The sequence below is a fragment of the Candidatus Chryseobacterium colombiense genome (assembly GCA_029203185.1).
Classification (GTDB): Bacteria; Bacteroidota; Bacteroidia; order Flavobacteriales; family Weeksellaceae; genus Chryseobacterium; species Chryseobacterium colombiense.
Genome location: CP119310.1, coordinates 1,360,532 through 1,375,035, shown reverse-complemented (window position 1 = coordinate 1,375,035; position 14,504 = coordinate 1,360,532). Strand labels below are relative to the sequence as shown.

Sequence of the window (14,504 nt, the reverse complement as noted above, 5' to 3'; positions counted from 1 at the left end):
TTATAATATTAAGTACTCCAATTTATTTCTAACTGTTCATCTTTTTTAATTTGATTGAAGCCATGATTATGACTTTCAATATCAAAGACATCAAAATTACAAACTAATGCTTCAACAACTGTTTTACGATTTTCAATACTACCTCCATTATGATAAAAATGATCTTTTGTAATAATATTAAACTTATTCCAGAATTTGTCTATCATTTCATTCTTTCTCCAATCATTATGATGCCATGTGGAAAGAATGAATTTTGCTTTAGTAGTTGATAATAAGGAGAAAAGTAATTCCTCATCTTTTTCTGTCCAGCCATTATAATAATCGACATGTCTTCCAAAATAAGGAGGATCACAATATATTATATCATTTTCTGTTGCTAATGGAATTATCTCGCTAAATTGTTTATTATAAAAATACCAGTCTGGTTCAGGTTGGATAATTTGAGATACCTTTAATAATTGATTAGTAATTTTAGTTACATATGCTTGGGCAAATCTATTTGGCTTTTTACAAAAAGGTATATTCCAATTTCCTTTTTTTCCAAATCTCATCATTCCATTGAATCCTGCTCTTGATAAGAAAATAAAATCATAGGGTGAAAATTCACCACTATTAAAACGTGAACGAACCTTTAAATAATGCTCATATCCATCATTCTCAGCTTTACTTAATAACTCTCCTTCAATTTCAAGATAATTCTTCAATAAGGGAGCTGTTATCTCTTTCGTTTGAACCCCCCTATAGAAGTTAATTATGTGAGGATTGGTATCATTAAGAATTGCTTTCTTATAATCCGAATTAAAAGCAACAACGCCTGTTCCTAGAAAAGGTTCGATCCAAGTTCCCTTTTGATTAGCAATTTTAACTAAATCCTTTATCCAAGGTACTAATTTAGTTTTAATACCTTGGCTTTTTATAGGTGGTACATTTATTTTACTCTTCATTTTCTAAATCTTCTTTAATTTCCTCCTCGTTCATTTCTAGAATTTCTTGCTTATGTTTAGTCAAACTATCTATTCCTTTACTCTTATATTCTAAATATGACTTTAAGTTCGTATATGGCCTTTTAATTTCTAATGCTTTTGCCATATCATTTGTTAAATAAAAAGTCCAGTAGTCATCATAAACTTCTTCTCCTAATTCTGAAAATATACCTTGTCCTTTAATTAATTTTTCCAAATTGCTAACCGCTCCAATGTTTTTGGTATTTCCACTACCAGGGCTCGCAGATGCAATTTTATACTTAGGTTGAACAAAAAACTGAAAATCTTGAATAACAGATTTAATGCTGTCTAATTCATCTAATTGATATACTTCTTTTTCATTAGAAGACGATTCAACTTGAGAATATACAACACCTAAAACTAAATGACTTTGATATTCTTGGTAAGGAAATGTAGTGTTTTTTGTTGACTCTCGATTCCTAAAATAACCTGTAAACGCTCCAAGAGTCATGCTTTTAATTTTATTATTAGAATCCTTAAAAGTACTTTTAATATCTACTGCGAATTTATTACCCGTTTCTTTACATACAAATGATAAATCGGGATAAAAATTTTGTTGTGGAGGTAAAATTAAATCAAGATTATATTTCTTTGAGAATTTTTCAAATTCAGGAATTAATAAAATTTCGATGACTTTCGAAACAACCTTTGTATCGATGGTGATAGTATATATATTTTTATAAATATCAATAAATCCTTTAACAATCCAATCTCCATTGTCTGTTGCAATTACTTTATTATACTGTAGAATCTCGTTTTGTAAGGCTATTATAAAATCTTCTTTATTCATAAATTCAAAGGTAATAAATTAATTGGATTTGCTATTTTTTCACTTCTCAAATTTTCCTATTATTTAATGATCTAATATAATGCAGGTGCGAGTATCTTTCTCATATTCCAAATATAAAATCGTAGCACCCGTTCGAAGCTTACGCAGGTGGGATATACTATCAAATATTCAAAACAACTCAATCAAAACCACTCACATCTGCATTTTATTTAAAACAACCTTGTTTCTCATAAAATACAAATTACATTTTTTTACAACAGGATTGTTTGCGATCAAATACAATTGTATTTTATTTCTGAAACTATTGTTTATAAATAAATACTAATTTTTTTATATTTGTTTCAAGGAAATAGTTCCTATTTAATAATAAAAACACAAATCACGTATGAAAATTACATTAGCAAGGCTAGGTACTAAGGACCTTGCAACCTTAGCCCAACGCGTTATTTCGAATGTTCAGTCAGGAAAATATCCTGTGATTACTAACCATCCGCTTACTACTACTTTGGAGGCTTCATTTACGGAGTATGATAAAGTGTATGCAAAACAGGTGTATAGCGGGAAAGGAAAAGATGTTGCTACGGCGGATCAGGAAAGGGATCTTGCCTATACCAATCTCAAGGCTTTCCTGAACGGGTACCGAAAGCTGTCTTCGGCTTCTCATTACGAGTATGCGGAAGACCTGTACGGAATCTTTAAGAAGTTCGGGCTGAATGTGGATCGGTTAAGCTATTCATCACAGACGGCTCAGATGAAAAAGCTGATCGAAGAACTGGAAACTGCAGAAAACCTTAATAAAATTTCCCTGCTTTCTCTGGATGCTGCTTTTGCAGACATGAAAGCGAAGCATGAAACCTTTGAAGTGATTTTTGCCGATCAGGCAGGAGCCAATGCCGACCTTCGCCAGTTGACGAGCGCGACTGCTATTCGAAAAGTACTAGAGAAAAACCTGAAATCGTATTTTAATCTGTTGACCGTCATGAAAGATGTCCCCGGATGGGAACTTCTTTACAGTGATACGAATGAGCTGGTAAAGGCTGCAAAAAATTCTGAACTGAAAAAAAAGGATGAAAATCCATCTTAAATGAGAAAAAACAATGCAGCATTGTGCTGACTTGTTTACTTCCATCAGTTCGAGTGTTTTTCTTTAGGGAAAATGTATCAGGAGCTGTGTATGTAGGATATGTGGAGTTGCCGATACAAAATCGTTCAGAATTTCACCCGGACTGGCGGATTTATTATAGGAATAAATGCTAGTACGGTTTAAAAATAATATTTTTTGAAAATTAAATTATTGATAAAAATGAAAATCTTAAAGCTTATCCTTTTCCTGTTTCCGATTTTAATTTTTGCACAAAGCGGTCTTCCTGATTTACATTTAAATAATAGTATTGATGCGGGTAATGAGGTTCAGAAATTATTGAAACTTAAAAGAAATGAGATCGCGGTTTCTTTTTATACCAACGGAGGATTGTCTTCTCAATTTGATATAGATCATTTTATTTATAAAGAAAACGGGAATGTTTTACATTATCAGGACAAAATATATTTTAATAAGGGCAAAAAGCATCGAAGAAACAAGACAGAAATTGATGCGTCTAAAGAGATCGAGTTAAAGAAAATTATAAACTCAGCATTTTTCAAAGATTTTGTTAAATATACTCAGGCAGATTTCCGATACTCAGAAAAGAATCATCAAATTTGTGCGACCAACTATGTTGATGATGCACCGGAAAATTTTGTAATGATCACCCAAAACGGAAAGCAAAATACAATCATGGTTTATTTGCCGAAAAATAATGCAAAGTGCAGTGCTGAAAGCTCTCCTTTGATGAAATTTATTCAGTTGTATCAACTATTTGGAATTGAACTCGAGAGATAATTATAAAATGAATATGAAAAAATTGGGAATCATTGGCTGCGGCTGGTTAGGAAACCAGATTGCAGAACATTTTTCAAACCGATATGAAATTTTCCCAACCACGACCTCTGAATCTAAAATAGAAGAATTTAAATCCAAAGGATATTTCCCGACCTTAGTCAGTTTCCCTGATGAAGCGAATGCTGAAATAAAACAATGGAGTGTTGTATCAATGCTGGATGCAATTATTATTGCTGTTCCCTTTTCAGGATTGAGAGGTTCACAAATTCCTATGACCGGAAAACGGGAGAACCTGATCCGTTTTCTTGGAGATTTTCAAGGCCAGATTTTTTATACCAGTTCAACAGGAATATATCCGGATGTCGAAAAAGAATTTACGGAGAGTGATAAACCTGCATCTGAAGTGGAAAGTGAAAGCTTTATACTGGAGAAATTTCCCCACACGAATATTCTAAGACTGGGAGGTTTAATGGGAGGTGCAAGGTTGTTGAAGAACTATACTATTTCCAATCTTGATCAGTTAGTGAATCATATTCATTATGCAGACATTTGTTCAGTGATTGAAAAAATGCTTGATATCCATTCTCAATCTAAAGTCTATAATATTGTAGCTCCGGTTCATCCGAACAAAGAAGAAATTATTAATGCGCAGAAAGGTCTGCCGTATTCGGGAGAACGGAACCAAAAAGGAAGGATTATTTCTTCTGCAAAACTCATCTCGGAGCTGAATTTTGAATTTCAATATCCCGATCCAAGGTATTTTCATCTTTAAATACCAGTCATTGTTACTAAAATAATAAGTAACCTGTCATTCTGAACGGAACAGAGTGAAGTGAAGAATCTGTTGAATGAAGAGATTCTTCTCTCGTCAGAAAGAATACTGTATATTTTATGTAAGAATAACGATTTCTGACTTTATTAAATTCTTTATTTTTATCCAATAATCATTAGAAAGTAAGAGATGTTAATATGAGAAAATCCTTTTTTAGCTTAATGTTCGGTGTTTTATTTTCAATTCCAGTTTTTGGATGCCTGAACGGCGAGAGCTTACGATTAGAAGATGGCTCTGTCCTTTACGAAGATTATGAAGGGTACGTTCCTTATGGTCATCAGTTTAGGAATAATGAAGAATTGATGCAGACTTTAGCTTCATTGGAAAAAAGTTATAGAGAAACTGGGAAAATAGAGTATTTATCAGATAAAGGACTGATCTTAATTATTCAGGGAAAATATAAGGAAGCGATTGATCTGTATAAAAAAATTGAACAGCTTCATCCCAACAGATATTCTACCGCTTCAAATATAGGAACAGCTTATGAATTAACAGGTAATAATTCTGAGGCTTTACAATGGATTGAAAAGGCGGTAAAAATTAATCCTATATCTCATTTTGGTTCGGAATGGATTCATATAAACATTTTAAAAGCTAAAATTAAAGGTGAAAAATATATCACATCGAAGTTTTTAATTGAGCAAGACTTTGGTAATAAAAAATATCCTGCATCGAATTTGGAAAAAGAAGAGATTTTTAAGCTTAGGGGGATGATTTACTATCAATTGAATGAGAGAATTTCATTTGTGAAACCCAAGGATAAAATCGTAGCACAGCTTTTATTTGATTTAGGAAATACTTCTTACTTATGCGGTGAGAAAGAAGAGGCGCTGGAAACTTATAAAATTGCGAAAGAATACGGATTTGATCAGCCTATATTAAAGGAAAGAATGGCATTGTATTCTCCGCCGGTTATTGATAATCTGGAAATAAAAGCAATCAGAGAAATAAAACACCAGATAAAACCAACAAGAAAAGCTCGTCTCATAGGAATATTTGTTTCTGTCTTTGCGCTAATTTTTTCAGGGTTAATTGTTTTTAAGTTTAGAAAGCGAATTTTATTAATGATAAAATAATTTAAATTTTTCCAACCTTCTTTTGCAATAAAGCATCTTTATAAGTAAAGAAGCTATTATGAAAATCACAATCCCTACACCATGTCATGAAAACTGGGAAGCAATGACTGGCGAAGAAAAAGGAAGATTTTGTTCAGTCTGCTCGAAAACAGTGCGAGATTTTACCGCTGCTTCGGATGAAGAGATTATAGATGTATTCTCTAACTCTACAGAGGAAATCTGTGGTAATTTCTATGAGTCTCAACTGAACAGAAATCTGCAATATTCCTACATCAATTCTATTTTGGGAAAGTTTGCTGTAGGATTTATTCTAACAACAGGAGGTCTGGTTTCTTTACAGGCACAACAAAATGGGGTAGATACCTTAAAGACAAAAGAATTAGGTGGGATTATAATCATTCCTAGTAGACATCATGTATTAAACAGGTTTACCGGAACCACAACCGTTGTATCGGAAGCTGATTTGCTTATGGCTCAGAAAAATAATTCTAAAGCAGATACTTCAAAAATAACAGGATTACAGATCAATCCAATGCCTCAAAAAGATGTAAACAATAGGATAAGGATTGGAGGAGCAAATTCAAGTCTGATGCAAGATCATCAACCTTTGGTTGTACTAAACGGAAAAGTAGTTGATTTAAAAAAAATACAAGCACTGGATCCTAATTCAATAGAAACTGTAAATACTTTAAATAAAGCTTCAGCGACCGCATTATATGGTTTAAAAGCTCAAAATGGTGTCATTGTAGTGACTACGAAAAAGAAATGGAAAGCTAAAAAATAATTAAATTTTCAGTAATTTTCTTTTTAAGGAATTCATGAATAAAAATGCTTCGACAGGCTCAGCATGACATCTCTAATACTAAATGTAACGGATAGTAACTAATTAGTACCTGTCATGCTGAGCGGAGTCGAAGCATCTTTTCATGAAAAAACCTCCGGCAATTAATACCGAAGGTTCATTTATTTAAAAAAGTACTTTAATTTTTTACTGCTTTAATAGCTGCTTCATAATTCGGTTCATGAGAAATATCGGCAACCTGTTCTTCATAAATAATCTTTCCTGAAGGATCGATCACCACAACCGCTCTGCTCAACAATCCTTTCATCGCAGAATCTGTAAGTTCTACACCGTATGTTTTTCCAAAATCTGAACGGAAATCGGAAAGCATGACTACATTTTTAATTCCTTCTGCCCCGCAAAACCTTTTCTGTGCAAATGGAAGATCCTTAGAGATGCAAAGAACCACCGTATTCGGAATATTGGCAGCATCTTCATTGAAATGATGCACGGAAGCAGAACAAACTCCCGTATCTACACTCGGGAAAATATTCAGGATCAGGTATTTTCCTTTATAGGAATCCAGCGTCTGATCTTTCATCGTAACATCTGTAAGGGTGAATTTAGGTGCCGGTTTATTAATGGGCGGTAACTGGGCATATGTATGAACGGGTTTTCCCCCGGCTAAAACGGTGTTTGATGTTTTAGACTTTTGGGCAAAAGCCAATGATGAAAGAAACAATAGTGCTCCGAAAACGAATTTTGAATACATGAGATTTATTTTTAAACAAAATTATTCTTTTTTCAAGTTTCCAATATTAATTTTTTTTCAAATAGAACAAATCTATTAAACGCCTCTTTTTAAAGTCAATTTTTCACTCTACCTTTATTCTGTTAAAAAAAATTGCAATAACACTATTAAAAAAATAAAAGATTTATGAATTCATTAAATACAGCATCGTTTCACGAAATATTCAAATCCGAAAATGAAATTCCCGAAGAATATAAAATCCCGGAAATTCATCAGAAGGTGTATCTCTTAAACGGAGAATTGGTAGAATGGAATGGCGATGTACAAAATATCTATTCACCGGTCTGCATTCCTACGGAAAACGGTCTCGAAAGAAAATTATTGGGAAGTATTCCGAATATCGGTCCGGATGAAGCTATGAAAGTTCTTGATGCATGTGTGAAAGCTTATGATAACGGACTAGGAGAGTGGCCTACAATGTCAGTAGAAGGAAGAATAAAATGTATGCAGAAGTTTGTCTATCTGATGATTCAGCAACGTGACCTGATCATCAAACTGCTGATGTGGGAAATAGGGAAAACACTGGCTGATTCGACCAAGGAATTCGACAGAACGGTAGATTATATCAATCAGACTATTGATGCCTTAAAGGATTTAGACAGAGAATCTTCACGTTTCCAACAGGCAGAAGGAACAATTGCTCAGATCAGAAGAGCACCGCTTGGGGTTGTTTTGAGTATGGGACCATTCAATTATCCTTTAAATGAAATTTTCACAACATTGATTCCCGCTCTGATCATGGGAAATACCATTTTGTTTAAACTTCCTAAACACGGGGTTTTAGCGCATTATCCTTTATTAAATGCATTTAAAGAAGCTTTTCCTAAAGGAACCGTGAATACGCTGTATGGAAAAGGATCTGAAATTATTACTCCCATCATGGAAAGCGGAAAAGTAAATGTGTTGGCGTTTATCGGATCCAGCAAAGTAGCCAATGGATTGAAAAAGCTTCATCCAAAAGTTAATCGTTTAAGAGCAATTCTAAGCCTGGATGCTAAAAATGCAGCGATCGTTACGAAAAATGCCAATCTGGATGTTGCCGTGAGCGAATGTATTTTAGGTTCACTTTCTTTTAATGGACAGAGATGTACTGCGTTGAAGCTGATCTTCGTTCAGAAAGAGGTTGCTGAAGAATTTACCCAGAAGTTGACGGCTGCTGTTTCAGCAATGAAACCGGGACTTCCATGGGAAAAAGATGTGAAAATTACGCCTCTTCCGGAAGTAAACAAGCCTCCATATTTGAAAGAATGTATTGAAGATGCAGTGTCAAAAGGGGCAAAAGTGCTTAATGAAAACGGAGGATTTACAGAAGAGTCTTTTGTTTTTCCTGCGGTGGTTTATCCGGTGAATAGTGATATGAAACTGTATCATGAAGAACAATTCGGACCGGTAATTCCTGTGGTTCCGTTTGATGATATTGAAGAACCTATTGATTATCAGGTGAACGCCGACCACGGAATGCAGGTGAGTATCTTCAGTGAAGATCCTGTTGAGGTAGCTAAGCTGATCGATCCTTTTGTCAATCTGGTAAGCCGGGTAAATATCAATTGTCAGGCTCAAAGAGGACCGGATGTTTTTCCTTTTACAGGTAGAAAAGACAGTGCGGAAGGTACTCTTTCTGTTTTTGATGCTTTGCGTTCATTTTCTATCCGTTCTTTGGTAGCAGCAAAAGTGACCGATTCCAATAAGGAGCTGTTGAATACTATTGTAAGAGATCATGATTCTAATTTCCTGAGTACAGATTATATTTTTTGATTAAATGATTGCTTACTGAAATAAAATCCGCAATAAAATTAATTATTGCGGATTTTTTTGATCAATGAAAATCAAAAGAGAACTGAAAAAAATTATGTGAGATTAAAATGTAATGATAAATTCCTTTTAGGATATTATAAATGAGTTTTAATATGAAGTCAATAAAATAAACAACTGTATTAAAAATTTAATTTAAAAATGTAACAAATATTTAAAATTCCTACTAACTGAAACATAGCCTAATTTAATGTCTTTACTGGAAAAGGAATTCCTGGAAAAAATTGACAAGCATAAAGGTGTGATTTTCAAAATTTCCAAGATGTATATGGACAATCCCGACGATCAGAATGATCTCTATCAGGAGATCATTTATCAGGCATGGAAATCCTACAGTGAATTTCAGAAAAAGAGTGAATTTTCAACATGGCTTTATAGGACGGCACTCAATACAGCTATTGTATTTCTTCGAAATGAAAAAAAACGTAGTTTTATACAGAATCAAAGTATAGAAAATCTCAATGTTCATCAGGAATCTTATAATGATACAGAAGACAGGAATATGAAGATGATGTATGAAGCTATCCATCAATTAAGTCCAATCGACAAAGCACTTATTTTTTTCTTTTTAGAAGACTTTCCGGGCAGAGAAATCGCTAAGCAGTTAGGAATTACGGAGGTAAATGCAAGGGTGAAGCTTAATCGGGCAAAAGCTAAGCTGAAAGAGATAATTGAAAAAAGGACGGTTTAAATTTTAAACATCTAAAGTATGGAATTAGATAATTTTAAAGAGCTCTGGAACAAAGACGGTCATGATCTTCCGGAAATTTCTTTGGAAAAACAGAATGAAATTTATTCTCCGCTGGAGATGATTAAGATTAATATGAAAACCGAATTTTGGCTGATGGTTATTACGCTGCCTATGGTTTTCATCGGCTTTCCGTTTACCACCAATAATTTTAATGTAAGAATAATTTCAATATTTGTAACATTTTTAACCATCGGATTGGTTGTTTATTTTTATTCCAGGTTTTTGAGAATTTACAAGAGGCTTATAAAAACCAGTACCAATACCAATTACGATCTTTTCAATATCAAAACCCAGCTTTTGGTTTGTAGAGAGATCTATATTTCTTATTATATTTCTTATTTACCTTTAGCTTTTGTTTCTTCTTTACAACAGATCAATTTTCAGTTTGACGAAGATTATCATATTGCCATTTTTGCAATAAGTTTTCTGATTATAATTTTGTTACTCTGCATTACTTTAAAATATTGGGTCTATTATATGTACGGGAAATATATTGAGGATATTGTACGTTTGGTAGATGAGCTGAACGGAATTGGATTACCTCCCCTAAAAGTAAGAAATAAGTCCTGGTTTGAAAGATCTCAGAGATATTTTATCAATAAGCTAGGAGTGAAAGGGAATATTTTAAATACAATTTTATGGTTTGTTTCAGTGTATTTACTTTTGATTGTAGTACTCATTGTAATTCTCAGTATCATTATTATTGTAGGAGCAAAGCTTGATCTGATCAATTTAAATACTCTTTTAAAAGCCTTGAATCAGGGAAATTAATAATATGAATTGCAAACTGTTTAAAAAAATAAATAATTTGTAACATTTTGAAAATTCTTCTACTAACTGTCAGATTTAATCAAAAATAAAATATGAAAAAGACAGTTACTTTTGCTAAAGCTTTGATTTTTACATTTTTCATCGGAGTTGCTCCGCTTTCTTATGTTTATTCTCAAAATAAAGGAATATCAGAAAGTTCCGTTGAAAATTTGCCTGTAATAGTAAATACGTCAGAATTAGGTACTTTTTATTCTAATTTTATTAATTATAATATTTCTTCCAGAGATCTTGAAGCAAATTTGGGAAAATGGTTAGGATGCCAAAGTGATGATACATTTAAAATTGTAAAGACATGGGAGGATGATTTAGGAATTAAAAAAACAATGTATCAGCATTTTTATAAAAATATAAAAGTTCAGGATGACATTGTTGTTGTTCATGAAAAAGGTGGAAAGGTTGTATATGTAAATGGTGAATTTGTAAAAAATATTGATATTCCTGTTGTTACATCACCTATTTCCCCGGATGAACTAAAAAATATTATTGCAGCGGCTTCCAGAATGTCTTCTGAGAAAATTACGTTATCACCTGCAGAAAGTGTTATTTCTAAAACAAACTCTCCAATAGGATTGAAGGTAAACAGCAGTACAATGGTATCTGCATCTTCAATGATTGCACCTGTTTTTTCAAAAACTTATTATATTGACAATACTAAGAAACAGGTTGTAAATGAAATATCTCTTATTCATAATGCAGATACACCATCTTTAAGTAGTACCTATTATAAAGGAAATCAGAACATGACTGTAGATTCTTACAACGGAAGCTATAGGTTAAAAGACAATGCAAGAAAAGTATGGACTCTGGACGGAACAAATTTAGGAAGTGCAGGTGGATATGGTTTGGATGCACAGGGTTATGTTCTTCCTGCATCTGGTCCTGTAGAATATACTAGTTCTACGGCTAATTTTACAGCTACATCTACTAAAGCTCCGGTAGAAATCCACTGGGCAATACAAAAAGCGAATGATTTTTACAGTACTATATTCAATAGAAGTAGTTTTGATGGAAATGGGACTGCCATTGCCAATTATTATAATGTAGACTTTTCCATTTTTAATCAGCCGGGTCAGGCAAATCCTACACCTGCAGGATATGGTGCAAATGCAACTGCTATTACTTTTGGCACAAGTGCAGGCGGACAGGTTCATTTTATGGCATATGGAAACGGAAATCTTCCATCCAGTCCGGGAGCCTTTAATCCCTTCGCCGGAATTGATGTGGGGGGGCACGAATATTCACATTTAGTTGTAGCTACTAATGGAACGGGAGGGCTTAATTATCAAGGTGAATCTGGGGCAATTAATGAATCTTTTGCTGATATTCTGGGAACCAGTATCGAGTTTTATGCAGCACCTTCACAAGCCAATTGGACAATCGGGGAAGGATTATGCAACTTTGCTCCAGGTTATTTGAGAAGTATGGCTGCTCCTAAAACAGGACCTGCAGCACTTAGCTCACAACAGCCTGATACATACAACGGAACATATTGGCAAAGTACAGCTGCCGGAGCTGCGGACAATGGAGGAGTACATACCAACAGTGGGGTAGGAAATAAATGGTTTTATCTACTTTCTGTAGGAGGAATCGGTACAAATGATAATGGAACTACATATAATGTAACCGGCCTTACCATACAAAAAGCTGAAAAAATAGCATTTAAAGCTTTGACAGGAGGATATCTTACTGCAAATGCAACATATTTAAGCTTGTATAATGCCTCAAAGCAAGCTGCTATTGCTCTTTACGGAACTGGCAGTAACGAATTACAACAGGTAGAAAATGCTTGGTGTGCAGTAGGGTTAGGTAATTGTGCAAATTTATTAGCAGTGCATGAAAGCACAAAATCTGATGCGCAGAATATCATTGTCTATCCGAATCCTGTAAAGAACAGCTCATTCACAATAGATAATAACAGTACATATACGGCAACATTTGAAATTTATGATGTTTCAGGAAAGCTGGTAAGACCGTCAGAAAAATTAAATAAAGGTGATAATAAAATTATAATCAACGGATTTCTGAAAGGAGTCTATATAATTAAAATTAATTACAATGGTACTGCTATTTCTAAAAAGATAGTGGTCGAATAAATTTTCACGATCAAAAAAAAAACACAATGGAAGCTCGGTAGAAATATTTCTGCCGGGTTTTTTATTTATTTTCACAAAAGCTGTAACAATTTTTTTCAATTACAACTAACTCTTTAGAGTAATGAAAATCATGACCTCATTAGAACAGGAATTTTTAGAAAAGATCGAAAAGCATAAAGGAATCATATTCAAGATTTCTAAAATGTACATGGACGAAAAGGATGATCGGGATGATCTTTTTCAGGAGATCACGTATCAGGTATGGAAAGCTTATCCTAAGTTCAAGGGAGAAAGTGAATTTTCAACCTGGCTGTACAGAATTGCGTTGAATACAGCCATTATTTTTCTTAAAAATGAAAAGAAAAGAAATTTCATCGGAAATGAAGATTTTTCCGAATATAAAATCATTCAGGAAGAATTTGACCACGAAAAAGAAGAAAAACTGAGCGCGATGTACAAAGCGATTCATCAACTGAATCCGATTGATAAAGCCTTTATATTTTATTATCTCGAAGATTTTTCGGGAAAAGAAATTGCCGAACAAATGGGGATTTCCGAAGGAAATGTAAGGGTAAAAATGAACCGTGCAAAAAATAAATTGAAAGATATCTTAAACACAAATACATACTAATTTTTAAATCAATTATCATGAATATAGATGAACTGAAAAATACCTGGAATGCAGACGATTCTTTTGAAGAAGTTCCGCAGATCAGTATTGAGCAAAAAAATAAAATCAATCTTCCCCTTGAGAAAATGCGAAAGAATATGCGTATGGAGTTTTGGTCTACCGTAGGAATTTTCGTTTTTTCTTTTACTCTGATTACTTTATCTCCCGGACCTTTTAAGTTTAAATTTTACATTACCATTCTGATTGCTTCAATGGTTTTTGTTACGTTTTTCTTTTTTAGTCAGTTTTTTAAATTGTATAAAAATATGAGTGAACCCACAATGAAAACATATGAAGGATTAAAGGATTTATTGCACCAATTTAATTTGAATAAACAGTATTATCTGTCATTCTATCTTGCTTTTGTTCCGTTTTTGGTTTGTGAAATAATTATTGTTCTGGAATTTATTCCACGTCCGATTCCGTTGTCAGACTTGAAAATTGCAAGTATTCTTATTGGAACAATGGTCGTTACATTACCTGGTTTGTTTTTATTTGGGAAATGGTGGTTTAAAGTGTTTTACGGAAAACATATTGATCAGATTGAAAATCTTCTGAATGAGTTGAAAAAATAGTTTCGGCGGGCTGAAAGCCCGCCGAAACTATTTTATTAGGTATAATAAGCCGGAAATTCTCTTAAAATTGAGTAAAGATCTCTGAATTCAAAATAATTGGGGCTTACACTGCTTACATTTTCAAAACCCTGATCTTCAAATAATTTTTTTGTCCGTGTCACATGAAAATACTGAGAGACAATAATGATACTGTTGAATTTTAGCTGAGGTTTTAGTTTTAGGGTATTAATAACGGTTGCTCTTGTGTTATCTCCATGATTATCAACAATAATCAGAGAATCTGGAATACCTTTTTCAACAAGAAACTCTTTCATTTTGTCGCCTTCATAAAATCCTTCTTTCCCTAATCCGCCACTCACTAAAATCTTTTTTATACGATGATTTTGATATAGATCAATTCCGCTTTCCAGACGTTTTTCCAATCTTTTAGATAAAGTTCCATCTTCATTAACTTTATTTCCCAAAATAACAGCAAGATCAGCATGTTGATCATGATCAGAAAGGCCATCAATGGTAATGTAAGTAGAATGAACGAAAAACCATAAAATAATTACAGAAGCAAAAATTTTAAAGAATTTAAAAATATTTTTACTCAT

Annotated in this window: 15 protein-coding genes; 11 read left to right on the top strand and 4 right to left on the bottom strand. The window is 33.3% G+C overall.

Going from position 1 to position 14,504, the window contains the following annotated elements; translation table 11 throughout:
- Positions 1-8: 8 nt before the first annotated feature.
- Both P0Y62_05990 and P0Y62_05985 read right to left on the bottom strand, forming a co-directional pair.
- Positions 9-944: a Dam family site-specific DNA-(adenine-N6)-methyltransferase gene (locus P0Y62_05990; GenBank protein WEK71105.1), complete on the bottom strand. Its 936-nt coding sequence runs from the start codon at positions 942-944 to the stop codon at positions 9-11.
- On the bottom strand, positions 934-1,794 hold the full coding sequence (locus P0Y62_05985; GenBank protein WEK71104.1) for a type II restriction endonuclease: 861 nt from the start codon (positions 1,792-1,794) through the stop codon (positions 934-936). The genes P0Y62_05990 and P0Y62_05985 overlap by 11 nt, the downstream gene beginning before the upstream one ends.
- A 385-nt stretch (positions 1,795-2,179) precedes the next feature.
- On the opposite strand from P0Y62_05985, the gene P0Y62_05980 reads away from it, so the two are divergent.
- The 5 genes from P0Y62_05980 to P0Y62_05960 all read left to right on the top strand — a co-directional run bounded on the left by P0Y62_05980 (position 2,180) and on the right by P0Y62_05960 (position 6,368).
- Positions 2,180-2,878, top strand: coding sequence for a DUF6261 family protein (locus P0Y62_05980; protein ID WEK71103.1), 699 nt, complete (start codon positions 2,180-2,182; stop codon positions 2,876-2,878).
- A 219-nt stretch (positions 2,879-3,097) separates the two neighbouring features.
- Positions 3,098-3,676, top strand: a complete 579-nt coding sequence (locus P0Y62_05975; protein WEK71102.1) for a hypothetical protein — start codon at positions 3,098-3,100, stop codon at positions 3,674-3,676.
- A 13-nt stretch (positions 3,677-3,689) separates the two neighbouring features.
- Positions 3,690-4,448: a hypothetical protein gene (locus P0Y62_05970; protein WEK71101.1), complete on the top strand. Its 759-nt coding sequence runs from the start codon at positions 3,690-3,692 to the stop codon at positions 4,446-4,448.
- A 197-nt stretch (positions 4,449-4,645) separates the two neighbouring features.
- Entirely contained in the window at positions 4,646-5,584 is a 939-nt protein-coding gene (locus P0Y62_05965) for a tetratricopeptide repeat protein (protein WEK71100.1), read from the top strand.
- A 58-nt stretch (positions 5,585-5,642) separates the two neighbouring features.
- Positions 5,643-6,368 (top strand): TonB-dependent receptor plug domain-containing protein, encoded by a 726-nt coding sequence (locus P0Y62_05960; GenBank protein ID WEK71099.1) that lies wholly within the window; start codon positions 5,643-5,645, stop codon positions 6,366-6,368.
- Positions 6,369-6,564: 196 nt separating this feature from the next.
- Here the strand turns inward: P0Y62_05960 and tpx are convergent, their stop codons facing one another.
- Positions 6,565-7,137 (bottom strand): thiol peroxidase, encoded by a 573-nt coding sequence (tpx, locus tag P0Y62_05955; protein WEK71098.1) that lies wholly within the window; start codon positions 7,135-7,137, stop codon positions 6,565-6,567.
- 165 nt (positions 7,138-7,302) lie between these two features.
- Between tpx and P0Y62_05950 the strand changes: the two genes are divergently transcribed.
- The 6 genes from P0Y62_05950 (at position 7,303) to P0Y62_05925 (ending at position 13,908) form a co-directional block, all read left to right on the top strand.
- Entirely contained in the window at positions 7,303-8,931 is a 1,629-nt protein-coding gene (locus tag P0Y62_05950) for an NADP-dependent glyceraldehyde-3-phosphate dehydrogenase (protein ID WEK71097.1), read from the top strand.
- A gap of 247 nt (positions 8,932-9,178) precedes the next feature.
- Entirely contained in the window at positions 9,179-9,679 is a 501-nt protein-coding gene (locus tag P0Y62_05945; GenBank protein ID WEK71096.1) for a sigma-70 family RNA polymerase sigma factor, read from the top strand.
- Positions 9,680-9,697: 18 nt separating this feature from the next.
- Positions 9,698-10,510 carry a hypothetical protein gene (locus tag P0Y62_05940; GenBank protein WEK71095.1) on the top strand — a complete coding sequence of 271 codons (813 nt, stop codon included), beginning with the start codon at positions 9,698-9,700 and terminating at the stop codon, positions 10,508-10,510.
- Between the two features lie 92 nt (positions 10,511-10,602).
- A complete protein-coding gene (locus tag P0Y62_05935; protein ID WEK71094.1) occupies positions 10,603-12,663 on the top strand; it encodes a M4 family metallopeptidase in 2,061 nt (686 codons plus the stop codon).
- A 130-nt stretch (positions 12,664-12,793) separates the two neighbouring features.
- Entirely contained in the window at positions 12,794-13,294 is a 501-nt protein-coding gene (locus P0Y62_05930) for an RNA polymerase sigma factor (protein ID WEK71778.1), read from the top strand.
- Between the two features lie 17 nt (positions 13,295-13,311).
- A complete protein-coding gene (locus P0Y62_05925; GenBank protein WEK71093.1) occupies positions 13,312-13,908 on the top strand; it encodes a hypothetical protein in 597 nt (198 codons plus the stop codon).
- A 35-nt stretch (positions 13,909-13,943) separates the two neighbouring features.
- Here P0Y62_05925 and P0Y62_05920 read toward each other — a convergent pair whose 3' ends face one another.
- Entirely contained in the window at positions 13,944-14,504 is a 561-nt protein-coding gene (locus tag P0Y62_05920; protein WEK71092.1) for a YdcF family protein, read from the bottom strand.

Coding starts and splice junctions, on each gene's coding strand:
- P0Y62_05970 (WEK71101.1), top strand. CDS start 3,690: ATGAAAAAATTGGGAATCATTGGCTGCGGCTGGTTAGGAAACCAGATT.
- P0Y62_05930 (WEK71778.1), top strand. CDS start 12,794: ATGACCTCATTAGAACAGGAATTTTTAGAAAAGATCGAAAAGCATAAA.
- P0Y62_05925 (WEK71093.1), top strand. CDS start 13,312: ATGAATATAGATGAACTGAAAAATACCTGGAATGCAGACGATTCTTTT.
- P0Y62_05945 (WEK71096.1), top strand. CDS start 9,179: ATGTCTTTACTGGAAAAGGAATTCCTGGAAAAAATTGACAAGCATAAA.
- P0Y62_05950 (WEK71097.1), top strand. CDS start 7,303: ATGAATTCATTAAATACAGCATCGTTTCACGAAATATTCAAATCCGAA.
- P0Y62_05985 (WEK71104.1), bottom strand. CDS start 1,794: ATGAATAAAGAAGATTTTATAATAGCCTTACAAAACGAGATTCTACAG.
- tpx (WEK71098.1), bottom strand. CDS start 7,137: ATGTATTCAAAATTCGTTTTCGGAGCACTATTGTTTCTTTCATCATTG.
- P0Y62_05980 (WEK71103.1), top strand. CDS start 2,180: ATGAAAATTACATTAGCAAGGCTAGGTACTAAGGACCTTGCAACCTTA.
- P0Y62_05920 (WEK71092.1), bottom strand. CDS start 14,504: ATGAGTAAAAATATTTTTAAATTCTTTAAAATTTTTGCTTCTGTAATT.
- P0Y62_05975 (WEK71102.1), top strand. CDS start 3,098: ATGAAAATCTTAAAGCTTATCCTTTTCCTGTTTCCGATTTTAATTTTT.
- P0Y62_05960 (WEK71099.1), top strand. CDS start 5,643: ATGAAAATCACAATCCCTACACCATGTCATGAAAACTGGGAAGCAATG.
- P0Y62_05990 (WEK71105.1), bottom strand. CDS start 944: ATGAAGAGTAAAATAAATGTACCACCTATAAAAAGCCAAGGTATTAAA.
- P0Y62_05935 (WEK71094.1), top strand. CDS start 10,603: ATGAAAAAGACAGTTACTTTTGCTAAAGCTTTGATTTTTACATTTTTC.
- P0Y62_05940 (WEK71095.1), top strand. CDS start 9,698: ATGGAATTAGATAATTTTAAAGAGCTCTGGAACAAAGACGGTCATGAT.
- P0Y62_05965 (WEK71100.1), top strand. CDS start 4,646: ATGAGAAAATCCTTTTTTAGCTTAATGTTCGGTGTTTTATTTTCAATT.